Origin of the sequence: Cellulomonas sp. PhB143, assembly GCF_003752595.1 — a bacterium.
Taxonomy (GTDB): domain Bacteria; phylum Actinomycetota; class Actinomycetes; order Actinomycetales; family Cellulomonadaceae; genus Paraoerskovia.
Genome location: NZ_RKIJ01000013.1, coordinates 1 through 23347 on the forward strand (window position 1 = coordinate 1; position 23347 = coordinate 23347).

General features: G+C 76.0%; 19 protein-coding genes and 1 rRNA gene. 15 read left to right on the plus strand and 5 right to left on the minus strand.

Translation table 11 applies throughout. From position 1 onward, the window contains the following. Positions 1 to 159: 159 nt before the first annotated feature. The 14 genes from rrf (at position 160) to EDF32_RS10170 (ending at position 17480) form a co-directional block, all read left to right on the plus strand. Positions 160 to 276, plus strand: a 5S ribosomal RNA gene (rrf, locus tag EDF32_RS10100). 803 nt (positions 277 to 1079) lie between these two features. Further along, on the plus strand, positions 1080 to 1646 hold the full coding sequence (locus EDF32_RS10105) for a hypothetical protein (protein WP_199734907.1): 567 nt from the start codon (positions 1080 to 1082) through the stop codon (positions 1644 to 1646). Further along, positions 1643 to 2659, plus strand: a complete 1017-nt coding sequence (locus EDF32_RS10110) for an HAD-IIA family hydrolase (RefSeq protein ID WP_123308436.1) — start codon at positions 1643 to 1645, stop codon at positions 2657 to 2659. The genes EDF32_RS10105 and EDF32_RS10110 overlap by 4 nt, the downstream gene beginning before the upstream one ends. A gap of 44 nt (positions 2660 to 2703) precedes the next feature. Beyond that, positions 2704 to 2901, plus strand: coding sequence for a hypothetical protein (locus EDF32_RS10115; protein ID WP_123308437.1), 198 nt, complete (start codon positions 2704 to 2706; stop codon positions 2899 to 2901). After that, positions 2898 to 3836 (plus strand): TlyA family RNA methyltransferase, encoded by a 939-nt coding sequence (locus tag EDF32_RS10120; protein ID WP_123308438.1) that lies wholly within the window; start codon positions 2898 to 2900, stop codon positions 3834 to 3836. The genes EDF32_RS10115 and EDF32_RS10120 overlap by 4 nt, the downstream gene beginning before the upstream one ends. An 88-nt stretch (positions 3837 to 3924) precedes the next feature. Then, positions 3925 to 4881 (plus strand): NAD kinase, encoded by a 957-nt coding sequence (locus EDF32_RS10125; RefSeq protein WP_123308439.1) that lies wholly within the window; start codon positions 3925 to 3927, stop codon positions 4879 to 4881. Next, on the plus strand, positions 4878 to 6629 hold the full coding sequence (gene recN, locus EDF32_RS10130; protein WP_123308440.1) for a DNA repair protein RecN: 1752 nt from the start codon (positions 4878 to 4880) through the stop codon (positions 6627 to 6629). Before EDF32_RS10125 ends, recN begins: the two co-directional genes overlap by 4 nt. 202 nt (positions 6630 to 6831) lie before the next feature. Beyond that, entirely contained in the window at positions 6832 to 8025 is a 1194-nt protein-coding gene (steA, locus tag EDF32_RS10140; protein ID WP_123308442.1) for a putative cytokinetic ring protein SteA, read from the plus strand. Positions 8026 to 8106: 81 nt separating this feature from the next. Continuing rightward, the gene (locus EDF32_RS10145) at positions 8107 to 9147 is read left to right on the plus strand and encodes a copper transporter (RefSeq protein WP_123308443.1); all 1041 of its coding nucleotides are present in this window, start codon (positions 8107 to 8109) and stop codon (positions 9145 to 9147) included. Between the two features lie 2 nt (positions 9148 to 9149). After that, a complete protein-coding gene (locus EDF32_RS10150; protein WP_123308444.1) occupies positions 9150 to 9998 on the plus strand; it encodes a hypothetical protein in 849 nt (282 codons plus the stop codon). 1 nt (position 9999) lies between these two features. Continuing rightward, positions 10000 to 11655, plus strand: coding sequence for a murein biosynthesis integral membrane protein MurJ (gene murJ, locus EDF32_RS10155; RefSeq protein WP_123308445.1), 1656 nt, complete (start codon positions 10000 to 10002; stop codon positions 11653 to 11655). A gap of 91 nt (positions 11656 to 11746) precedes the next feature. After that, positions 11747 to 13426: a CTP synthase gene (locus tag EDF32_RS10160; RefSeq protein WP_123308446.1), complete on the plus strand. Its 1680-nt coding sequence runs from the start codon at positions 11747 to 11749 to the stop codon at positions 13424 to 13426. After that, on the plus strand, positions 13423 to 14106 hold the full coding sequence (locus EDF32_RS10165; RefSeq protein ID WP_123308447.1) for an NUDIX hydrolase: 684 nt from the start codon (positions 13423 to 13425) through the stop codon (positions 14104 to 14106). Before EDF32_RS10160 ends, EDF32_RS10165 begins: the two co-directional genes overlap by 4 nt. Next, positions 14103 to 17480, plus strand: coding sequence for a BTAD domain-containing putative transcriptional regulator (locus EDF32_RS10170; protein WP_123308448.1), 3378 nt, complete (start codon positions 14103 to 14105; stop codon positions 17478 to 17480). The genes EDF32_RS10165 and EDF32_RS10170 overlap by 4 nt, the downstream gene beginning before the upstream one ends. Before the next feature lie 109 nt (positions 17481 to 17589). Here EDF32_RS10170 and EDF32_RS10175 read toward each other — a convergent pair whose 3' ends face one another. The 5 genes from EDF32_RS10175 to EDF32_RS10195 all read right to left on the minus strand — a co-directional run bounded on the left by EDF32_RS10175 (position 17590) and on the right by EDF32_RS10195 (position 22341). Continuing rightward, positions 17590 to 18426 carry an ABC transporter permease gene (locus EDF32_RS10175; protein ID WP_123308449.1) on the minus strand — a complete coding sequence of 279 codons (837 nt, stop codon included), beginning with the start codon at positions 18424 to 18426 and terminating at the stop codon, positions 17590 to 17592. Continuing rightward, a complete protein-coding gene (locus tag EDF32_RS10180; RefSeq protein ID WP_123308450.1) occupies positions 18423 to 19430 on the minus strand; it encodes an ATP-binding cassette domain-containing protein in 1008 nt (335 codons plus the stop codon). The genes EDF32_RS10175 and EDF32_RS10180 overlap by 4 nt, the downstream gene beginning before the upstream one ends. A 70-nt stretch (positions 19431 to 19500) precedes the next feature. Next, complete coding sequence (locus EDF32_RS10185; protein ID WP_370449961.1) at positions 19501 to 20541, minus strand: heme A synthase; 1041 nt, start codon at positions 20539 to 20541, stop codon at positions 19501 to 19503. Positions 20542 to 20623: 82 nt separating this feature from the next. Beyond that, complete coding sequence (locus EDF32_RS10190; protein WP_123308451.1) at positions 20624 to 21412, minus strand: ABC transporter permease; 789 nt, start codon at positions 21410 to 21412, stop codon at positions 20624 to 20626. Next, on the minus strand, positions 21409 to 22341 hold the full coding sequence (locus EDF32_RS10195) for an ABC transporter ATP-binding protein (protein WP_123308452.1): 933 nt from the start codon (positions 22339 to 22341) through the stop codon (positions 21409 to 21411). Before EDF32_RS10195 ends, EDF32_RS10190 begins: the two co-directional genes overlap by 4 nt. Positions 22342 to 22521: 180 nt before the next feature. Here EDF32_RS10195 and EDF32_RS10200 point away from each other — a divergent pair, with 180 nt between their 5' ends. Then, the gene (locus tag EDF32_RS10200; RefSeq protein WP_199734908.1) at positions 22522 to 23301 is read left to right on the plus strand and encodes a metalloregulator ArsR/SmtB family transcription factor; all 780 of its coding nucleotides are present in this window, start codon (positions 22522 to 22524) and stop codon (positions 23299 to 23301) included. The last annotated feature ends 46 nt before the right edge of the window (positions 23302 to 23347 follow it).

Genomic DNA, 23347 nt, shown 5'->3' on the forward strand with positions numbered 1-23347 from the left:
GCTGACCGGTACTAATCAGCCGACAACTTCACAACACAACACCTTTTGCATGCACGCGTCCACTGTGCGGTTCCCGAGAAACGGGCACCACCAACCCCCCACCACACACCCCTTGGGGTGCGTGAGCTGCGGGGGGCCAGCCCGACAACTCGATACTGTTACGGCGGTCACAGCGAAGGGGAAACGCCCGGTCCCATTCCGAACCCGGAAGCTAAGCCCTTCAGCGCCGATGGTACTGCCCTGGAGACGGGGTGGGAGAGTAGGACGCCGCCGAACACCCATCAACCGAAGGCCCACCCCGACACCGGGGTGGGCCTTCGGCATACCCAAACCCCACCCCCCACCCGCGCCGTGACCTCCGCCTGCCGGCTCGTGCCCGCGCGGGGTGTGCCGGCGGACGCGTGCGGCGGGTCCGTGGGAGCATGGCCTGACAACTGACGAGAGGAATGACGGTGGACGACGTTTCACGTCCGGAGCGTGACGAGCGGTCGGAGAACGAGACGCCCGGTGCAGGTTCCGGCTCTCGCGCCGACGGTCGGGACGCGGGCCGTGGCGCGCCCCGCTCAGGTTCCGCCGGTCGACCGCAGGGCGCCGGCGGGTCCGCTGCGGGCGGTGCCAGGTACGGGGACCGCCGGGGCGGCTCGTCCACGCAGGGCGGTCGCTCGCGGTACGGCGAGAACCCGCGAGCCGGCGGTCCACGCGGCTCCGGCGAGAGCCGTTCGGGAGGTGCCCGTGAAGACCGTTCCCGTGGTGCGGGTGCGGAGCGCCCCCGCGGTTCCGGTGGCGACCGCGCCGTCGGGCGAGGCGGCTCGGGTCGCGAGGGCGCGCGAGGCGCGGGCGGACGTCCGACGTCCGGCAGGCCCACGGGCGCCCGCCCGTCCACGGGCGGCCGTCCGGTCCGCTCCGACCGTCCCGGCGGCTTTTCCGAGCGTCCCGCGTCCGAGCGGCCCTACCGGCCGCGCGTCGAGGAGCCTGCCGTCCCGGAGTCGGTCTCGTGGCAGGAGCTCGATCGCGACGCGCGCTCGCGTCTGCGCGCACTGAGCAAGGCGAACGCGGAGCAGGTCGGCGCCCACCTCGTGATGGCGGGCCGCCTGATCGACGACGACCCCGAGCTGGCGTACGAGCACGCCCAGGCGGCCGTGCGCAGGGCCGGGCGTGTCGACGTCGTGCGCGAGGCGGCGGGTCTGGCGGCGTATCGCACGGGGCGCTACGCGGAGGCGCTGCGCGAGCTGCGGACCGTGCGGCGGCTCAACGGGTCCTCGGAGCACCTGCCGGTGATGGCGGACTGCGAGCGGGGCCTGGGTCGCCCCGAGCGGGCCGTCGCGCTCGCTGCGTCCGACGAGGCGTCGACGCTCGACGCACAGGGGCGGGCGGAGCTGGCGATCGTCGTCAGCGGTGCGCGCTCGGACCTCGGGGAGCCCGAGTCCGCCCTCGCCGTGCTCGACGGCCTCCAGGGCCTGACGGGCGAGCTGGCTGCACGCGTCGCGCTCGCCCGCTCCGCCGTGCTGGAGGAGCTCGGTCGCACGGCGGAGGCGGCCGCTGTCCTCGCCGGCATCGATCCCCGCTACCTGCCCGGCGACGACGAGGACCAGGTGGTCTACGACCTCGAGGCGGACGACGCCTCGGAGGGCGAGGACGAGCGGTGAGCGCGGGTCTGCTCGCCTGCGACGTCCCGCTCTCGCAGCGCTACCCGCTCGCGCTCGTGGACCTCGACGGGGTGGCCTATCGGGGCCACGAGCCGATCGAGCACGCGGCGCGGAGCCTCGAAGGCGCCCGCGCGGCGGGGATGCGCCTGGTCTTCGTGACCAACAACGCGTCCCGCGAGCCCGAGGAGGTCGCGGCCCAGCTGAGCGGCCTCGACATCCCGGCCGAGGCCGGCGACGTCATGACGGCCGCCCAGGCGGCGGCCGCGCTGCTCGCCACGCGCTTGCCGGCGGGTGCGCGGGTGCTCGTGGTCGGGGGTCAGGGGCTGCGCACCGCGGTGGTGGCGCAGGGGTTCGAGATCGTGCCGTCCGCCGACGACGCCCCCGACGCCGTGGTCCAGGGGTTCTCGCCGGACCTCGGGTGGTCGGACCTCGCCGAGGCGGCCTATGCGGTGCAGGCGGGGGCCTGGCACGTGGCGAGCAACCGCGACCTCTCGCTCCCGCAGGCCCGCGGGATCGCGCCTGGGAACGGGACGCTGGTGGCCGCCGTGCAGGCGGCCACCGGGGTCGAGCCGGACAGCGCGGGCAAGCCGGAGCCGACGATGTACCGGCTGGCGGTCGAGCGTGCCGGTGCCACGGAGGCGCTGGTCGTCGGCGACCGGCTGGACACCGATCTCTCCGGCGCGCGGGCCGCAGGGTTCCCCGGCCTGCACGTCCTGACCGGCGTCAGCTCGGCGCGCGACGCCGTGCTCGCCGAGGCGGGCATGCGCCCGCACTTCCTGGCGACGGACCTGCGGGGGCTGCACGTGCCGCACCCCGTGCCGCTCGAGACGGACGACGGCTGGTGGGACTGCCGGGGCCGGGCCGCCCGCGTCGTCGACGGAAGGCTGGAGACCCGGGAGCAGGAGCCGACGGGGGAGCCGCTCGACCGCGTCCGCGCGGCGTGCGCCGCCACCTGGCGGTTCGTCGACGACGGCGGCGTGCTCGACCCCGCCTCGGTCCCGGACCTCGGCTGAGCCCCGGACACCGCGCCGGAGGCGGCGCAGGAAGGAGCGTCCCCATGACCGCACCCGGACCGGAGGTGGCAGCCGTCCCCGAGCCCGAGGGCGCGCTGGCGTCCGTCGCGGACACCTCGCTGGCCGAGGCCGTCCGGCAGAGGCTGGCGGGGCTCGACGACACGCCCGTCGCCGAGCACGCGGACGCCTTCGAGCAGGTGCGCACCGACCTGGAGGCCCGGCTGCGGGGCACCGGGGCGTGAGCGGGAGCCGTCTCGACGCCGAGCTCGTGCGTCGTGGCCTCGCACGTGCGCGCAAGGAGGCGTCGGAGCTCGTCGCGGCCGGCCGCGTACGCCTCGACGGCGCCGTGGTGTCCAAGGCCTCGACGCCCGTCGCCCCCGGGCAGCGGCTCGAGGTCGAGGGCCGGGACGACGACCCGCGGTACACCTCGCGGGCCGCGCACAAGCTCGCCGGCGCGCTCGACGCGCTCGACGCGTCCGGCGCGACGGGGGCGGCAGACCCGGCGCAGGGCCCGGCCGGTGCCGGGTGTGGCCTCCCCGTCGCGGGGGCGGTCTGCCTCGACCTCGGCGCGTCGACCGGGGGGTTCACCGACGTGCTGCTGCGCCGCGGCGCCGCGCACGTGACCGCCGTCGACGTCGGCCACGGGCAGATGGTGGCGGCGCTGCGCGAGGACCCGCGCGTCAGCGTCCGGGAGGGGCTCAACGTCCGCGACCTCGTCGCCGAGGACCTCGGGACGCCGTCGCCGACGCTGGTGGTGGGCGATCTCTCGTTCATCTCCCTGACGCTCGTCGTGCCGGCCGTCGCGCCGCTGGTCGCCCCCGGGGCCCTGCTGCTGCTCCTGGTCAAGCCGCAGTTCGAGGTCGGCCGTGAGCGGCTGGGCTCCGGAGGCGTCGTCCGTGACCGCGAGCAGCAGGCGGATGCCGTCGCGCGGGTGCTCGAGGTCTGCGCGCGGCACGGGCTCGCCGCCCGGGCCGTCGTGCCGAGCGCGCTGCCCGGCCCGAGCGGCAACCGCGAGTTCTTCGTCCTCCTGCGGGCCGGGGGCGCACCGCCGGGGCCCGACCCCGCCCACCGTGCGGCGGCGCGGCGCGCCGTCGCGTGGGACCCACCTGCGACACTTCCCGGGAGGACGCCGGCCACCCCGCCGGTGGTCCGCCTGGGCGCGGCGGGCACGCCGTGACGCGCTCCCGCGCGACGGGTGGCGTCCCGGGCGCGAGCGTCCCGGCCCGGGGCGAGCGAGACACGAGGACCGAGGAGCTGGAGGACCGGTGACACGACGGGTGCTGATCGTCACGCACGGCGGGCGGCCGGAGGCGGTGACCGCGCTGCGCGAGGCCGTGCGTGAGCTCGAGGCGGCCGGGTTCGCGGTCTCCCTGCACGACGACGAGCTCACCGAGCAGTTCGGCGTGGGCGAGGACGGGATCGAGCGCGTCCGCGACCGCGAACGTGTCGACGAGTCCGAGGTCGTCCTCGTGCTCGGCGGGGACGGCACGATCCTGCGCGCGGCCGAGCTCACGCACGGCACCGACGTCCCCCTGCTCGGCGTCAACCTCGGGCACGTCGGCTTCCTCGCGGAGAGCGAGCGGGAGAACCTTGGCGCGACCGTCCGTCGCCTCGCGGACGCGGACTACACCGTGGAGGAGCGGCGGACGGTGGACGTCGCCGTCCACCTCCCGGGCGGCGCGGAACCCGTGCGGGGCTGGGCGCTGAACGAGGCGACGGTCGAGAAGGCCTCCCGCGAGCGGATGATCGAGGTGGCGGTCGAGGTGGACGGGCGACCGCTCGAGGCGTTCGGCTGCGACGGCGTCGTGATGTCCACGGCGACCGGGTCGACGGCCCATGCGTTCTCCGCGGGCGGGCCGGTGGTCTGGCCCGACGTCGACGCGATGCTCCTTGTGCCGATCTCGGCGCACGCGCTCTTCGCGCGGCCGCTCGTCGTGGGCCCGTCGAGCGTGGTGGCCGTCGAGATCCTGGGCCGCTCGTCGTCCCCGGGGGTGCTGATGTGCGACGGGCGCCGCCAGATCGACCTCCCGCAGGGGGCCCGCGTCGAGGTCCGGCGCAGCCCGGAGCCGGTCCGGCTGGCCCGGCTCGGCACCGCTCCGTTCACCGACCGGCTCGTCTCCAAGTTCTCGCTGCCGGTCGACGGGTGGCGCGGCCTGCGCCCGGGCGCGTCTCGCCCCCCGGGCGCCGAGGCGCGGACCACGAGCCCGGGAGGCGACGAGTGATCGAGGAGATCGGCATCGACAACCTCGGGGTCATCCGCTCCGCCGTCGTTCCGCTGGACCGCGGACTGACCGTCATCACGGGGGAGACCGGCGCGGGCAAGACCATGCTCCTGACCGGTCTGGGTCTGCTGATGGGCGGCAAGGCCGACCCGTCGACGGTGCGGCCGGGCGCGTCCTCCGCGGTCGTCGAGGGCCGCGTGCACCTGCCCGCGGGCTCGGCCGCGCTGGGACGGATGACCGACGCCGGGGGTGTCCTCGACGACGACGGCACGGCGCTCGTCGTGCGGTCGGTCGCGGCCGAGGGGCGCTCGCGGGCGCACCTCGGCGGGCGCAGCGTGCCGCAGGCGCTGCTCGCGGAGGTCGCCGACGAGCTGGTCACGGTGCACGGGCAGGCGGACCAGGTGCGCCTGCGGACCCCGAGCCGGCAGCGCGAGGCGCTCGACGCCTACGCCGGCCAGGAGCACGCGGCGCTCGTCGGGCGCTACCGCGACGCGTGGGCGGAGCGGGCCGCGCTGCTGCGCCGCCGGGTGGAGCTGGCGGCCCGCACCCAGGAGCGGGCGCGCGAGGCGGAGCTGCTCAGGCTCGGTCTCGCCGAGATCGAGCGGATCGACCCCCAGGCGGGCGAGGACCGGGACCTGCAGGCCCAGGTGGTGCGGCTCGGGAACGCGGAGGAGCTGCGCTCGGCGGCGCGCACGGCTCACGACGCGCTCGTCGGCGACGAGTCCGGCGACCTCGCGGGCAGCGCGCTGGGCGCCGTCGACCGCGCGCGCAAGGCGCTCGAGGCCGCCGCCGGGTCCGACGAGGCGCTCGCGGCGCTCGCCGCGCGCGTCGCCGAGGCCGAGTACGCGCTCACCGACGTGGCGTCCGACGCCGCCGCGTACCAGGACGATCTCCAGGCCGACCCCGGTGGGCTCGAGGCGGCGCACGCGCGCCTGGCGGAGCTGACCGGCCTGACCCGCTCCTACGGCGCGGACGTCGACGAGGTGCTCCGCTGGGCGAGCACCGCCGGGCTCCGCCTGCTCGCGCTGGACGACGACGGGGCAGAGCTCGCGTCCATGGCCGAGCGTGCGGAGCAGCTCGACGAGGCGGTCGCCGCGCTGGCCAGGCAGATCACCGACGGGCGGACCGCCGCGGCCGCGTCGCTCGGCGCCGCGGTCACGACCGAGCTCGGCGGGCTCGCGATGTCCGGGGCGCGGCTCGACGTGCTGGTGGCGCCCGCGGACGAGCCCGGGCCCTGGGGCGGGGACCGCGTCGAGATGTCGCTGGTCGCGCACCCGGGCGCCCCGCCCCGCGCGCTCGGCAAGGGCGCCTCGGGCGGCGAGCTCTCCCGTGTGATGCTCGCCATCGAGGTGGCGCTCGCGGCCGCGGCGGAGGGCGGCACAGGCCGCCGGACGTTCGTCTTCGACGAGGTCGACGCCGGCGTGGGTGGCCGGGCCGCGCTCGAGGTGGGGCGTCGTCTGGCGGTCCTCGCGCACCACGCGCAGGTGGTCGTGGTCACCCACCTCGCCCAGGTGGCCTCGTTCGCCGACCGCCAGCTCGTCGTCACCAAGACCGTCGAGGCGGCGGTGGGCTCCGGGGGCGACGACGCCGACGCGGGGGCGACCGTCACCGGGGTGCGCGAGGTGACGGGTGAGGACCGTGTGCGTGAGCTCGCACGGATGCTCTCCGGGCAGGACGGGTCGGAGACGGCGCACCGGCACGCGCTCGAGCTCCTCGAGTCCTCGGCGGCGGCGGGGGCCGAGCCGTGACGGGCAGCCGCGTGACGGGCCGCCGAGCGACGGGCCGCCGAGCGACGGGCCGCCGAGCGACGGGCCGCCGAGCGACGGGCCGCCGAGCGACGGGCAGAGCCGTGGCAGGAGCCGTCCGCCGGGCGTGGCCCCGGTCACGCCCGGCGCCCCGGGGGCGCGGCGTCGACCGCGCGGCGCGCGCGACGTGGGATCATTGCGCCCGATGAGACTTCCCTTTCACAGATCCGCCACCGTCGACGGCACGGGGTCCCCGGACGGGATCGCGGGGCCGGCGCGCGTGGGTGCCCGGACCAAGGACCTCACCAAGCGGCTGAGCCCCGGCGACGTGGCGGTCATCGACCACGTGGACATCGATCGCGTCGCGGCCGACGCCCTGGTGTCCGCCGGGCCCGTGGCGGTGCTGAACGCCGCCCGGTCCACCTCCGGCCGCTACCCGAACCTCGGGCCCGAGATCCTCGTCGACGCGGGGATCCTGCTCGTCGACGGGCTCGGTGACGCTGCCATGTCGATCGCGGACGGCCGCACGGTGCGCATCGAGGGCTCCCGCGTGCTGGTCGGCGACGTGGTGGTCGCCGAGGGGACGCTGCAGACGCCCGCGACCGTCGGGGCCAGCCTCGAGGCGGCGCGCGCCAACCTGTCGGACGAGATCGAACGTTTCGCCGAGAACACGATGGACTACCTGCGCCGCGAGCGTGACCTGCTGCTCGACGGCGTCGGCGTCCCGGACGTTCGGACGACCATCGAGGGGCGCCACGTCCTCATCGTCGTGCGCGGGTACCACTACCGCGAGGACCTGGCGACGCTGCGGCCCTACATCGCCGACTACCGCCCGGTGCTCATCGGGGTCGACGGCGGGGCGGACGCCATCCTGGACGCCGGGTGGAAGCCGGACATGATCGTCGGTGACATGGACTCGGTGTCCGACCGCGCGCTCTCGTGCGGCGCCGAGGTCGTCGTGCACGCCTACCGCGACGGGAACGCGCCGGGCCTCGAGCGGGTGCGCGAGCTCGGCGTCGACCCGGTGGTGTTCCCGGCCACCGGCACGAGCGAGGACATCGCCATGCTCCTCGCGGACGACGCGGGCGCCGAGGTGATCGTCGCGGTCGGCACGCACGCGACCCTCGTCGAGTTCCTCGACAAGGGCCGGGCCGGCATGGCCAGCACGTTCCTGACCCGGCTGCGGGTGGGCGGCAAGCTCGTCGACGCCAAGGGCGTCTCGCGCCTGTACCGGCAGCGGATCTCCAACACCCAGCTCGTCCTGCTCTCCCTCGCGGGCCTGTTCGCCGTCGTCATGGCACTCATGGCGACCGCCGCCGGCCAGACGTTCTTCGGTATCGTCGGTGCCCGCCTCGACGACCTGTGGTCCTGGGTCGGCTCCCTGTTCGGCGGGGGCTGACCGCCGGCGCACGCCCGCGGACCACCCCGCCCTGCCCGACACGGCGCCACCGGCGCCACCGACGAAGGACCGAACCGCCCCGTGATCGACTTCAGGTACCACATCGTCTCGCTGATCTCCGTGTTCCTGGCGCTCGCCGTCGGGATCATCCTCGGCGCCGGCCCGCTCCAGGGGACGCTGGGCGAACAGCTCAGCGGTCAGGTCGACCAGCTCCGTACCGAGCGCAACGACCTGCGCGACCAGCTCAACGCCGGCAAGGCGACGCTCGACGACGCGGACGACTTCATCGAGGCCTCGGGGCCGGAGCTCGTCGCGGGGTCGCTGGAGGGCCGCCGCGTCGCCGTCGTCGGCCTCGGCCCCCTCGACGACGACTGGTACGACCCGATCGTTGCGCAGCTGACCTCCGCGGGCGCGAGCGTCAGCGGCCACGTCGACCTGACCGCCGACTGGACCGCGGAAGACGCCGCGAAGGCGCGTGACGACGTCGCCGGCCAGCTGGGCAAGGAGATGGACGTCGCCGGCGACGCGGACACGTCCGCGGTGCTCTCCGACGCGCTGGTGACCTCGCTCGTGGACCGGGGCACGACCGAGCTCGAGAAGCGCTCGGCCACGGCGGTCGCGCTGCAGGACTCGCTCGTCGAGGCCGGTCTGGTCACGGTCACCGACGAGCCGACCGCGCCCGGGGACGCGGTGCTCGTCGTGGTGCCGCCGCAGTCCGCGGACGCCGCCGGCGCCAAGGCCGCGGCGGGCTCGTCCCCGTCGCCCGAGGCCGTGGACACCAGCGCGCAGACCGACATCGAGACCGAGCTCGTGGTCTCGGCCCAGAAGCTCTCGGGGGGGTCCGTGGTGGCCGGCCCGACCGCGACGGACGGCGACCTCGTCTCGGCGGTGCGCGACGACAAGCGGACGAAGAGCGGGACGAGCACGGTCAGCGGGATCGGCGCCTCCGCCGGCCAGATCTCGGTGCCGCTCGCGATCGCCGCGGAGCTGGACGACCAGACCGGGCAGTACGGGTTCGAGGACTCGGCGACCGCGGTGATCCCGCCCGCCGTCGACCTCGCACCGGTGACGTCCGGCGGCTCGTCGGCGAAGCCCGGTGCCTCGTCCGGCACGAAGGGCTGATCGTGCGTCCGAGCACCCGGCTCCTCGCGGGCCTGACCGTCGCCGCCGGCGCGACCGCCACCGCGCGGGCCGCCCTCGGCACGCGGCCGCCGGGCGGCCCGGCGCGGTGGGCCCGCTCCAACCACCGGGGGGAGCCCGTCAGCATGCTCGAGGGCCCGGCCGTCGCGGCAGGGCTCGCCGCCGGTGCGCTCGCGGGGGCAGGCAGCGCGCGGGCGGGGGCCGTCGCGGCGCTCGCCGTGGTCGGCGCGGGCGGCTTCGGGGTGGTCGACGACCTCGCCGAGGACACCGGGACGCGCACCAAGGGCCTGCGCGGCCACCTCGGCGCGCTGGCCCGCGGCCAGGTCACGACCGGCGGCCTGAAGGTGCTGGGCATCGGGGCGACCTCGCTGGCGGCGGCGGAGCTCGTCCCGGCGCGGTCCTCGTCCGGCGTGGTCCGCGTCGTGGACGTCCTCGTGGACGGCGCGCTCGTCGCCTCCGCCGCGAACCTCGTGAACCTGCTCGACCTGCGGCCCGGCCGGGCGCTCAAGGCGGCCGCTGCCCTGGCCGCGCTCGGGACGTCGTCGGGCGCGGCGGGGCTCTCCGGCGCGGTGCTCGGCGCCTCGGCGGCGGCGGCCGGCGCGGACCTGCGCGAGTCGGACATGCTCGGCGACGGCGGCGCGAACGCGCTCGGCGCCCTGCTCGGTGTCGAGGTCGTGCTCGCCGGGAACCGCTCGGTGCGGGTCCTGGCGCTCGCCGGGGTGGTCGCCCTGACGCTGGCGAGCGAGCGCATCAGCTTCTCCGCCGTGATCGACGCGAACCCGGCGCTGCGGTTCGTGGACGGGCTGGGCCGCCGGCCCCGGCACCGGGGCTGACGTGTCGCCACGCTGGACGGCGGCGGCGGGGACCCTCGCGGGCGCCGCCGCCATGATCACGCTCGTCAACCTCGCGAGCCGGCTCGTGGGCTTCCTGCGGCAGATCGCCCTGGTGGCGAACGTGGGCCCCACCGCCGTGGGCGACATCTACCTCAAGGCGAACACCGTCCCGAACGTGATGTTCGAGGTGGCCGCCGGAGGCGCCCTCGCGGGAGCCATCGTCCCGCTCCTGGCCGGCCCCGTCGCACGGCGCGCGCGGGTCGAGTCGTCCGCGATCGCCTCCGCGCTGCTCACGTGGGCGCTGGTGATCCTCGTGCCCGTGGCCGTGCTCGTCGCGCTGCTCGCCGACCTCATCGTCCCGGTCCTCAACGTCGCGCCGGGCGAGCCGTCGGAGCTTGCGGCGTACTTCCTGCGGGTGTTCGCTCTGCAGATCCCGCTGTACGGCGTGGGCACCGTGATGTCGGGGGTGCTGCAGTCGCACCGCCGCTTCTTCTGGCCCGCGGCGGCCCCGATGCTCTCCAGCGTCGTGGTCATCGCGACGTACGTGGTGTTCGGGGCGGTCTCGGGCGGGTCCGACGCGGCCGTCGGCCAGATCCCGGCGTCCGCCCTCGCGTGGCTCGCCTGGGGGACGACGGCGGGTGTCGTGGCGATGAGCCTGCCCCTGCTCGTCCCGGCCTACCGCACCGGGCTCCGGCTGCGGCTGACCCTGCGGTTTCCGGGCGGCGAAGGGCGCCGCGCCCGCGCCCTCGCGATCGCGGGGGTCGGGGCCCTGCTGGCCCAGCAGGTCTCGGTCGTCGCCGTGATGTGGTCCTCGGGCCGGTTCGACGACGACGGCGCGTACACGGTCTACTTCAGCACCCAGACCGTGTACTTCCTGCCGTACGCGATCCTCGCGGTGCCGCTCGCCACGAGCGCGTTCCCGCGCCTCGCGCAGCGCGCGTCGGCGGGGGACCGCGCCGGCTTCTCGCACCTGCTCGCGCTGACCACGCGCGGGCTGCTGACGATCACGGCGGCCGGGGCGGCGGCGCTGGTCGCGGCGAGCGCGGCCGTGGAGTCGGCGTTCTCCTCGTTCTCCCAGGGCTCGGTCGCGGGCATGACGCAGGGCGTGGTCTGGATGGCGCCCGGCCTCCTGGGCTTCGCGCTGATCTTCCATCTCTCGCGTGCGCTGTACTCGCTCGACCATGGCCGCTCCGCCGTGCTCGCGACGAGCGCCGGCTGGCTCGTCGCCGCGGCGTGCGCGGTCGTCCTGCCCGCGCTCGTCGTGCCCGACGCCGCGCCGGCGGCGGCCCGGACGGCCGCCGAGGCGGAGGCGGTCCGCGACGGCATCCTGGCCGCGCTCGGCGCCGCGAGCTCGATCGGGATGACGGTGGCGGGGGTGCTGCTGCTGCTCGCCGTGCGCCGGCACGGGGGTCCGCGCACCGTCGAGGGGCTCGGCAGGACGCTGCCCGTGGCGCTGGGCGGCGCGGTCGCGGGCGGCGTGCTCGGGTACGTGCTGACCGTGAACGTCCTGCCCGCGCAGGCCTCCCTGGCCGCGGCGATCGCCGTCGGGCTCGGCGGCGCGCTCGTGGCGGTCGCGGTGCTCCTCGCGGCCTCGCTCGTCCTCGACCGGTCCGCGCTGGTCTCGGTGCTGCGGCCGTCGGCCGTCGCCGACGACTGAGGCGCGTCTCACGTCCGTGCGCTGCGGCGCCGGGCGTGTCGGCCCGGCGAGTCCGTGCCGTGCGTCCGGGTCGCTGTTAGCATGGAGTTCCGTGGCAGATCACCTTCCCAGAGCCCCCCGTCCACTCGACCACGGCGCGCGTGCGACGCACACCACGCGGCACATCTTCGTCACGGGCGGTGTCGCCTCCTCGCTCGGCAAGGGCCTGACGGCGTCCAGCCTCGGTCGCCTGCTGCGCTCTCGCGGCCTGCGCGTGACGATGCAGAAGCTCGACCCGTATCTCAACGTCGACCCGGGGACGATGAACCCGTTCCAGCACGGCGAGGTCTTCGTGACCGAGGACGGCGCGGAGACGGACCTCGACATCGGGCACTACGAGCGGTTCCTCGACGTCGACCTGCACTCGTCGGCGAACGTGACCACCGGGCAGGTCTACTCCCAGGTGATCGCGCGCGAGCGGCGCGGGGAGTACCTCGGCGACACGGTCCAGGTCATCCCGCACATCACCGACGAGATCAAGCGGCGGATGCGTGCCCAGGCGAGCCCGGACGTGGACGTGATCATCACCGAGATCGGCGGCACCGTCGGGGACATCGAGTCCCAGCCGTTCCTGGAGTCCGCCCGCCAGGTCCGCCACGAGCTCGGCCGTGACGACGTCTTCTTCCTGCACGTCTCGCTGGTGCCGTACATCGGCCCGTCGGGCGAGCTGAAGACCAAGCCGACGCAGCACTCGGTGGCCGCGCTGCGCTCGATCGGCATCCAGCCCGACGCGCTCGTCCTGCGCGCGGACCGCGAGCTCCCGGATTCCGTCAAGCGCAAGATCGCGCTGATGTGCGACGTCGACAACGAGGCCGTGGTCGCCGCCGTCGACTCCCCGAGCATCTACGACATCCCGCGGGTGCTGCACCGCGAGGGGCTGGACGCCTACGTCGTGCGCCGCCTGAACCTGCCGTTCCACGACGTGGACTGGGACGGCTGGTCCCAGCTGCTCGAGCGCGTGCACCGTCCCGAGCACCGCGTGGAGGTGGCGCTGGTGGGCAAGTACATCGACCTCCCGGACGCCTACCTGTCCGTGACGGAGGCGCTGCGCGCGGGCGGCTTCGCCAACGACGCCAAGGTGGTCATCCGCTGGGTGGCGTCGGACGAGTGCGCCACCCCGGAGGGCGCGGAGGACGCCCTCGGCGGGGTCGACGCCGTCCTCGTGCCCGGCGGGTTCGGGGTGCGCGGGATCGAGGGCAAGCTCGGCGCGCTGCGCTGGGCGCGCGAGAGCAAGGTCCCCACGCTCGGGATCTGCCTCGGCCTGCAGTCCATGGTCATCGAGTACGCGCGCAACGTGCTCGGGATCGCGGACGCGTCCTCGACGGAGTTCGACCCCGGGACCGAGCACCCCGTGATCGCCACGATGGCGGAGCAGCTCGCGTTCGTCGAGGGGCAGGGGGACCTCGGCGGCACCATGCGCCTCGGCGCGTACGACGCCGCGCTGGTCCCGGGCTCGGTGACCGCCGGCGCCTACGGCGCCACCAGCGTCTCCGAGCGCCACCGGCACCGCTACGAGGTCAACAACTCCTACCGCGCGCAGCTCGAGGAGGCCGGTCTCGTGGTCTCCGGCACGCTGCCGGACGGCTCGCTGGTCGAGTTCGTGGAGCTCCCCGCCGAGGTGCACCCCTACTACGTGAGCACCCAGGCGCACCCCGAGTTCAAGTCGCGCCCGACGCGCGCGCACCCGCTGTTCCAGGGGCTCGTGGCCGCGGCGATCGCCGAGCAGAAGTGACGGGTCCCGACGGCCCGCGCGACGTCGCGGCACGCCGCCCGGTGCGCGCGCGGCGCCTGGTCCACCGCGGCCCGATCTGGGACGTCGTCGCCGACACGGTCGAGCTCTCGCCGGGGCACGCCGTGGAGCGGGAGGTCATCGACCACCCCGGCGCGGTCGCGGTCGTCGCGATGGACGACGACGGGCGCGTCCTCCTGCAGCGGCAGTACCGCCACCCCGCACGGCGCGAGATGTGGGAGCCGCCCGCGGGGCTGCTCGACGTGGACGGGGAGGACGCGCGGGCGGCCGCGGAGCGCGAGCTCTACGAGGAGGCCGACCTGCGTGCGGCGCGCTGGGACGTCCTGGTGGACTACAGCACCACGCCTGGCGGCTCGACCGAGGCGCTGCGCGTGTTCCTCGCCCGAGACCTGCGCCCCGTCCCGGCGGAGGAGCGCTTCGCGCGCGAGGACGAGGAGCGCGACATGCCCGCGCTCTGGGTGCCGGTCGACGAGGCCGTCGAGGCCGTGCTCGCCGGCGACCTGCACAACCCGTCCGCGGTGGTCGGCGTCCTCGCCGTCGCGGCGGCGCGCGACCGCGGCTGGGCGACGCTCCGCCCGGCGGACGCCCCGTGGCCGGAGCGGCGCACGGGTCGCCTCACCGACGCCCCGCCCGACCCGGACGGGACGGGCGACGGGGTGTGACGGCCCGGCCCGGGGATCCCGCCGAGGACGTCGTCGGCGGACCTGAGGTCGCCGACGGCGTGGACGTCGCCGTGCTCGGCCCGGTCATGGTCCGGGGCGAGCACGGGCTCGTGCCGCTGCGCGGCGCGCGGTCGACGACCCTCGTCGTGGCGCTCGCGCTGCGCTCGGGGCGGGCCGCGGGCGTCCAGGCGCTGACGGACGAGCTGTGGCCGGACGCCCTGCCGGAGGCGCCGCGCGCCGCGCTGCAGAACGTCGTCTCTCGGGCGCGACGCGAGGTACCGGCCATCCGCTCCGTCCCCGGCGGCTACGCGCTGGCCGCCCGGACCGACCTCGACGCGGCGCGTGCGGTGCTGCACGCCGCCCGTCGCGGGGACGCCGGCTCCGCGGCGCTGCGCGCCGCCCTCACGCTGTGGCGCGGGGACCCCGGCGCGGACGTCTCGGCCGGCCTCGCCGGCGAGCTGCGCGCCGAGGGCTCGCGGCTGCGGGCCGGGCTCGAGCACGCGCTCCTGGCGGCGCTGCTCGCCGAGGGAGACCTCGCGGGCGCCGCTGCCGCCGGGGAAGGCCTCCTCGAGGCAAGCCCCACGGACGAGGCCGCGGCCGCGGGCCTGATGCGCGCGCTGCTGGGCCGCGGCCTGGTGGCCGACGCGCTGCGCGTCTTCGCGACGCTGCGCGAGTCGCTGGCCGACGAGCTGGGCGTCGGCCCGGGTCCCGAGGTCCGCGCCGTGCACGAGCAGTGCCTGCGGGCCGACGCGCCCGCCACGGCGACCGCCGGGGCGGCGGCGTCGCGCGTGCCGCGCCCCGGACGTGCCGTCGGTCTCCGGGAGGCGCCCAACGCGCTCGTCGGGCGGTCGGGCGACGTCGCACGGGTCGAGTCGCTGATGACGACCGCGCGGGTGGTCACCGTCCTCGGCCCGGGGGGCATCGGCAAGACCCGCCTCGCGCAGGAGGTCGCCCACCGGGCCGCGGCCGGCTCCCCGCTGGTCGCGGTGGTCGAGCTCGCGAGCGTCCGGACGTCGGACGACGTCGGTCTCGTGATCGCCTCCGCGCTCGGCGTCCGGGACGTGCGGGCGACGACGCGCCTCAGCGAGGTCACCGGGCCGGACGCGCGAGGGCGCGTCCTGGAGCGGCTCGCCGAGCCGGGCACGGTGCTCGTGCTCGACAACTGCGAGCACGTGCTGGAAGGGGCGAGCGCCTGGGCGGCGGACGTCGTCGCCGGCACGCGTGCCACGGTGCTGGCCACGAGCCGGGCGTCGCTGGGCCTCGCCGCGGAGGCGGTCTACCCGCTCCCGCCGCTCGGCGGCCTCGGGAGCGGACGTGGTCCTCGCGGCGGCGGCGCAGGCTCCGGGGACACCGGGGCGGCGGTCGAGCTCTTCGAGGCGCGGGCGCGGGCGGCCCGCCCGGGCGTGGACCTGCCGGAGGACGTCGTGGTGCGACTGTGCCGGAGGCTCGACGGGCTGCCGCTCGCGATCGAGCTCGCCGCGGCCCGGGTGCGCTCCCTGTCGGTCGCCGAGGTCGAGCGCCGGATCGCGTCGAGCTTCGCGCTCCTGACCTCCACCGACCGGTCGGTGCCAGAGCGCCACCGGACGCTGCACGCCGTCATCGCCTGGAGCTGGGACCTGCTGGACGACGGCGAGCAGCGGCTCCTGCGCCGGCTCGCGGTGCTCCCCGACTCGTTCGGTCTCGACGTGGCGCTCGCCGTCGGCGACGAGGACACGGGCGAGGTCGGCATGCTGGACACGCTCGACGGCCTCGTGCGCCAGTCCATGCTGATGGTCGTCGAGGACCCGGCGGGCGGGGGAGTGCGGTACCGCATGCTCGAGACGGTGCGCGAGTTCGCCGTGCAGGAGCTCGCGGCAGCCGGGGAGCAGTCGGCCACGGACGCCGCGGTGGACCGCTGGGCCCTCGCGCTCGTGGGCGAGACGCTGGGCCGGCTCTCGGGCAGCGGCCAGGTCGCCGCGCTGCACCGGGTCGAGGCCGAGCAGGACAACCTGCTGCACGTCCTGCACCGCGTCCAGCGCAACGGCGACCTCGACGTGCTCGGTCCGCTGTTCGCGCTGCTCGCGCGCTTCTGGATGCTGCGCTGGACGTTCGGCGAGCTGACGAGCGTCGGGCGGGCCGTCGCGCTGGCCTTCGCCGGGCGCCCCGTGACGCCCGCCCGCGCGGAGTGGGCGGCGTGGGCCTTCCTCGCCGGCGGTTCCCCGCTGGCGTTCGTCGAGGGCACGTCGGGGGCGCTGCGCTCGATCGCGCGCCTGCGGCGGCTGCTCGCCAGGACGGACGTGCACCTGGGCGCCGCGACGCGCGCCTACGCGGAGCTCGCCGTCGTGGCCGTGCGCGGCACCGCCGAGGAGGTCGCGGGCCTCGTCGAGCGGCTGCGCGGGTCCGACGACTGGAACGTCGCGATGGTCGCCAACTTCTTCGCGTCGCAGCTCGCGGAGAACCGCGGGCGGCCCGCCGAGGCGCTGCGCCTCGCCCACCGCTCGCTCGCCCTCGCGACCGAGCACGACGACGCCTGGGGCAGGGCGATGGCGGCGCAGTCGCTCGCCGACCTCTCCTCCTCGACGGGCGACCCCGCCGGCGTCCTGCGCTGGGCCCGGATCGCGCGCTCGAGCTTCGAGGGCTTCGACACCGAGCAGATCCAGCTGCAGCTCGGCCTGCTCGAGACGTCGGCCCGCGTGGCGCTCGGCGAGGTGGAGGCGGTGGCCCCGGTGCTCCGGCAGATGGTCGAGACCCCCGACGAGGGCGCGGTCGCCGAGGGGGACATGATCGTCAGCCCGTCGGACCGGCGCACGTACGGCCAGGTGGGGCTCGCGCAGGTCGCGTTCGCCCGCGGCGACGACGAGGAGGCGGTGCAGCGGATGGACGCCGCGCTCGCGGAGGTGCGCACCCAGGGGCGCCGCGCCGGCGCGCACTCGCTCGTCCTGTACGAGGCGGGGCGCCTGGCGCCCATGGCGCTGGGCACGGAGGGCGTGCCCGACGCCGAGCGCGCGGCCTGGGACCGGCGGGTGCTGAGCCTGCGGGCGCGGACCCTCGCGGGCCTGCGCGCGGGTCCCCAGACCGTCGACCGGCCGGTGCTCGGCGCGGCGTGCCTCGTGCTCGGCTCGTGCCTGTGCGCGGTGGCGCCGGCGGGCCGGGCGGACGACGCCCTGGTCCTCCTGGCGCTGGCCGAGCGCCTCGGGTCGCGCCAGGACTGGACGTTCCTCGCGCGGGAGCGGCACCTCACGGCGGCGCTCGGAACACTGCCCGACGCCGTGCCCGCAGCCGACCCCGGCGAGCGGCTGGAGCGGGCCCGCGCCCGCGTCGCGGACGCCCCCGACCCGCTGGCCCTGGCGCGCGAGGTGCTCGAGCGCCGACCCTGGACGCGCACGCCGGGATGAACGACGGCGGGGCGGGGCACGGTCGCCCGTGCCCCGCCCCGTGCTGCCCCGTGCTGCCCCGCCGGCCTCGCCCGCCGCGGGCGGCTGCCCGCCGCGGCGGGTGCGGTCCTCAGGCCTTGCGCATGTAGGCGCGCACGGTCAGAGGGGCGAACACCGCGACGACCGCGGCCGCACCGACGAGGGACCAGACCAGGTCGCTCCCGACGGTGCCGTACGTCGTCAGCTCGCGCACGGCGGTGACGATGTGCGAGACCGGGTTGACGTTCACGAAGCCCTGCAGCCAGTCCGGCATGGTGTCCGCCGGGACGAACGCGTTCGACAGGAACGTCAGGGGCATGACGACCATCATGGAGATGCCCTGGACGCTCGAGGCAGAGCGGGCGATCACGCCGAAGAAGGCGAAGATCCAGCTCAGGCACCAGGCGCACACGATCACGAGGAGCGCGGCGAGCACGACGCTGCCGAACCCGGCCGCGGGCCGGTAGCCGATGGCGTAGCCGACCGCGAACGTGATGACGGTCGCGATCGTGTAGCGGACGGTGTCGGCGAGCAGCGCGCCCGTCAGCGGCGCGATCCGCGCGATGGGCAGGGACCGGAACCGGTCGAACACGCCCTTGTCCATGTCCTCGCGCAGCTGGGTGCCCGTCACGGTGGACGTCGAGACGACCGTCTGGACGAGGACGCCGGGGATGATGACCGGCAGGTAGCTCGCGACGTCGCCGGAGACCGCGCCGCCGAAGATGAAGGTGAACATCAGCGTGAAGATGATGGGCATCAGGGTCACGTCGAACAGCTGCTCGGGCGTGCGCCGGATCTTCAGCAGGCCGCGGTAGGCCATGGTCCGGGTGTTCGCGAGCGTCTGGCGCACGCTCGTCCGGGAGGACAGGTCCGGCGCGACGACGGCGGTCCGGGTCTGCTCCGGTCGGGTCAGGGTGTTCGTGCTCATGCGGGCACCGCCTCTCGTGCGGTCGTTGCGGTGGTGGGTCCTGCCGTCTCGTCCTCGTCCTCGACCGGCTTGCCGGTCAGCGTGAGGAAGACCTCGTCGAGGCTGGGCTTGTCCATGCTCAGCGAGGCCACCTCGATGCGCTCCGCGCGCAGGCGGACGAGGAGGTCCGTCACGGCGTCGGGCCCGGGCACGGGCACGGTCAGGCGCCGCGACTCGGGGGACAGGACCGCGGGCGTGCGGAGCGTCTCCTCGACGACGGCCGCCGCGCGGCCCGCGTCCGACGCCGCGGCGAGGGTGAGGTTGAGCGACTGCTCGCCGACGGCGTCCTTGAGGTCGTCCGACGTGCCCTCGGCGACGACCCGGCCGCGGTCGATGACCGCGATGCGGTCCGCGAGCTGGTCGGCCTCGTCGAGGTACTGGGTCGTCAGGACGACGGTCGAGCCCCCGGCGACGAGCGACCGGATGGTCTCCCACATCTGGGCCCGGGTCCGGGGGTCGAGCCCCGTCGTCGGCTCGTCGAGGAAGATCAGCGGCGGGTGGCCGATGAGGCTCGCCGCGAGGTCGAGGCGCCGGCGCATGCCCCCGGAGAAGTTCTTCAGGGCGCGGTCTGCGGCCTCGGTCAGGCCGAAGGCCTCGAGGAGCTCGGTCGACTTCGCGCGGGACTCGGCCCGTCCGAGGCCGTGCAGGCGCGAGAAGATCACGAGGTTCTCCGTCGCGCTGAGGTTCTCGTCGACGGACGCGTACTGGCCCGTGACGCCGATCAGCCGGCGCACGACCGACGCCTCGCGGCGCACGTCGTGGCCGAAGATCGTGGCCGAGCCGCCGTCGGGCCGCAGCAGCGTCGCGAGCATGCGGATGGTGGTGGTCTTGCCGGCACCGTTCGGCCCGAGGACGCCGTAGACGCTCCCCGTGCGGACCGCGAGGTCGACGCCGTCGACGGCGCGGTGGGTGCCGAAGGTCTTGACGAGGCCGTGGGCCTCGACTGCCAGGTCGGGATTCGACATGGTGCCTCCTGTGCTGGTGGGTTCCGATGTGCTGGTACCCACCCTGCAGGCGGCGGCTGTCAGGCCTCTGTCACGGCGATGTCGCGCGGTCCCGCGCGCTGTCATGCGCTGTCACCGGTTCGACGACGGCCCGGGTGCGCATGGTCAGCGGCACGCGGACGGCCCCGGCGACCAGGAGCGCCGCGCCGAGCATGTGCAGGCCGACGAGCACCCACGGCAGCCCCGTGAAGTACTGGACGTACCCGATCGCGCCCTGCAGCAGCGTGATGCCCAGCAGCAGCCACAGCGAGCGGCGCACCGTGCCGGGCGCCGCGGTCCGCACGGCCACGACCAGCGTCGCGACGAGCACGGCGAGGAACAGCCAGACCGAGGCGGCGTGGAACTTCGTCATCAGCGCCGGGTCGACGGCGATCCGGTAGGCGATCTCGTCGTCGCCGCTGTGCGGGCCGGCCCCCGTGACGATCACGCCGAGGACCACGACGGGCACGGTCAGCACGGAGAGCGTCGTGCCCAGGGCCCGCAGGCGCGGCGTGACGACCGGCACGGGCGGGCCGTCGCCCTCCCCGGAGCGGTGCAGCAGGAGCAGCGACGTCGCCACCAGCACCCCGGAGATGACGAAGTGCAGCGAGACGAGCCCGGGGTTCAGGTGCATGCGCACGACGACGCCGCCGAGCACCGCCTGGGCGACGACCCCCGCGAGGGGCGCGAGGCCGAGGAGCCGGTAGGGCCGCGTGCGCGAGCGGTCCGACCACACGAGGACGGCCACGACGACGGCGATCACGCCGAGCACGCCGGTCAGCGTGCGGTTCCCGAACTCGACGTACTGGTGGTAGGAGGTCTCGGAGTGGAACGCCGCGGTGAACTGCCCGGGTTCGCACTCGGGCCACGTCGAGCAGCCGAGCCCCGAGCCGGTGAGCCGCACGGCGCCCCCGGTGACGATGATCCCGATCTGTGCGACGAGGTTCGCCACGAGGACCGGGTGCGTCCAGCGCCGGGCCCGGGCCAGCAGCGCGCCGGGGCCCCGTGCGGGCGCCGCGGCGGCTGCGGGCGCCGCCACGGCCGAGGGGGTGGCCGGGGTCGTCGGCGCGGCGTCGGTCGGCTTCGTGCTCACAGGGCCCACGGTAGTCGGCGTCGGCGCGCCCGCGGGCGGCGCCGGGTGTGAGATTGCCGGGTCCGCTCGGGCCCGGCCGGGCCTACTGCCAGCGGAACAGGCGTCCCGCGCCCCAGCCGAGGGCGGCCGTCCAGCCCAGCAGCACGACGACGGAGAAGGCGGGCACGGACCCGTGGATCAGCGCGCCGCGCATGGCCTCGCCCAGGGCCCCCGACGGGAGCAGCACCGCGACGTGCTGCATCGGCCCCGGCATCTGCTCGGCGGGCACGAGCGTGCCTCCGCCGACGGCGAGCAGGACCAGGACGAGGTTCGCCACCGCGAGCACGCCCTCGGCGCGCAGCGTGCCGGCGAGCAGCAGGGCGAGCGACGTGAACGCCGCGGTCCCGAGGAGCCCGGCGCCGAGCGCGCCGGGGATCCCGGAGGCCTCGGGGTGCCAGCCGAGACCCGCGGCCACCACGCCGACGACGACGACCTGGACCACCTCGACGAGGAGCACGCCCAGGATCTTCCCGGCGAGCAGCCCGCCCCTGCCGAGCGGCGTGGTCGCCAGGAGGCGCAGCACGCCGTTGCGCCGGTCGAACGCGGTCGCGATCGCCTGGGAGGTGAACGCCGTCGACATCACGGCCAGCGCGAGGACGCCGGGGGTCACGAAGTCGATCCGCGCGACGCCCTGGGTGTCGAGGTCGATGATGTCGGTCTGCGTCAGCCCGACGAGCAGCAGCACGGGCAGGACGAGCGTGATGAGGAGCTGTTCGCCGTTGCGCAGGATCATCCGCGTCTCGAACACGGTCTGCGCGGCCACCCGGCGCCAGGCGGGCGCCGCCCCCGCGCCGGGCTCGGCGGCGGGCGCGCGGTGCTGGTCGGTGGTCATCGCAGGTTCCGTCCCGTGAGGTCGAGGAACACGTCCTCGAGCGTGCGCCGCCCGACCGTCAGGCTGGTCACCAGCGCGTCCTGCGCCCCCAGCCACGCGACGAGCGCCGCGAGCGAGCGGGGGTCGACGGGACCGCGGACGGTGTACGCGCCGGGTTCCGTCTCCTCGACGCGCCAGGGGCCGGGGGTCGCGACCTCCAGCGCCGCGGCGGCCGCGGCGGCGTCGAGCCCCGGCGTGGTGCGGACCCGCGCGGCCGAGGCCGCGTCGGCGAGCAGCTCGCGCGTCGTGCCGTGCGCGATCACGGTTCCGTGGTCGACGACGTGGACGTGGTCGGCGAGGTCCTCCGCCTCGTCCATCAGGTGGGTGGTCAGGACGATCCCGACGCCGTCCTCGCGCAGCTCGCGCACCAGGTCCCACACGGCGCGCCGGCTCTGCGGGTCCATGCCGGCGCTCGGCTCGTCGAGGAAGACGACCTCCGGCCGCCCGACGACGGCCGCGGCGAGCGCGAGGCGCTGGCGCTGCCCCCCCGACAGGCGACGGACCGTGGTGGCGGCGAACGAGTGCAGCCCGAGCCGCTCGGCGAGGGTGTCGACCTCCAGGGGGCGGGCATACATGGAGGCGACGTGGCGGAGCATCTCGAGCGCCCGGACCCCGGTCGGCAGCCCGCCGTCCTGGAGCATCACGCCGACGCGGGGCCGCAGCAGGCGTGCGTCGGACCGGGGGTCGAGGCCGAGGACGCGCACCGTGCCGCCGTCGGGGGAGCGCAGGCCCTCGCAGCACTCGACGCTCGTGGTCTTCCCGGCGCCGTTCGGGCCGAGGACGGCGGTGACCTCGCCGCGCGCCGCCACCAGGCTCAGCCCGTCGACGACCGCGCGTCCCTCGTACCGCTTGACGAGGTCGTCGATGACGACGGCGGGGGAGTCGGGCACCCGCAGAGTCTAGGCACCGCGGGGCGGTGCGTGCGGGCGTGTGAGGTGCGCCACGCCCCTGTCCGTCCGCGGCCCCGGCGCGCCCTCGGTCCCCCGAGGTGAGGTCCGCCTTGCTTGCGCGGACCGAAATAGGGAACAACTATGTTTCCTATATCTGTGACGACTGCGGAGGAGGTGCGCGTGGCGGTACCCGGTATGCCGACCGGCGGCGTCGTGCACGCGCCTGCGCGCACCCGCGAGCCGGAGGCGGACGTCTCCACCCGCGACCGCGTGCTCAACCACGTCATCGCGGACGGGCCCGTCGGCGCCGTGGCCCTGGCCGCGACCCTCGGGCTCACGCCCGCGGGCGTGCGCCGCCACCTCGCCCAGCTCGAGGGCGAGGGGCTGATCTCCGAGCACCGCACCGCGCTCGCCGACGGCGGCCGCGGGCGCCCCGCCCGCCTGTTCGTCGCGACGTCGCGCGGGCAGTCCGAGCTCGCCGCCGCCTACCCGGACCTCGCGGTCCAGGCGCTGCGCTTCCTGCGCGAGGCGGCGGGCGACGCCGCCGTCGAACGCTTCGCCCGCGCGCGCACCGCCGAGTTCACGCGGCGCACCGCGGGGTCGGTGACGGCGGACGACGTCGAGGGCCGGGCGCGCCAGCTCGCCCAGGTGCTCGCAGGCGAGGGCTACGCCGCGAGCGTGCGCCCCGTGCCGGGCGGCTTCGCGCTGCAGCTCTGCCAGGGGCACTGCCCGGTGCAGGACGTCGCGGCGGAGTTCCCGCAGCTCTGCGAGGCCGAGGCCGAGGCGTTCTCGGAGCTGCTGGGCTCGCACGTGCAGCGGCTCGCGACCCTCGCCGGGGGCGGGCACGCCTGCACGACGAACGTCCCCGTGCACCCGCCGGGCGCCGACGCGCCATCCCCACGCCCGGCCCCAGACCCTCGCCCGGCCCCCGGCCGGGCGCCGACGGAACGGACCACCTGACCTTGCACGCCCCGTTGCACGCCCCGTTGCACGCCCCAGGAACGCG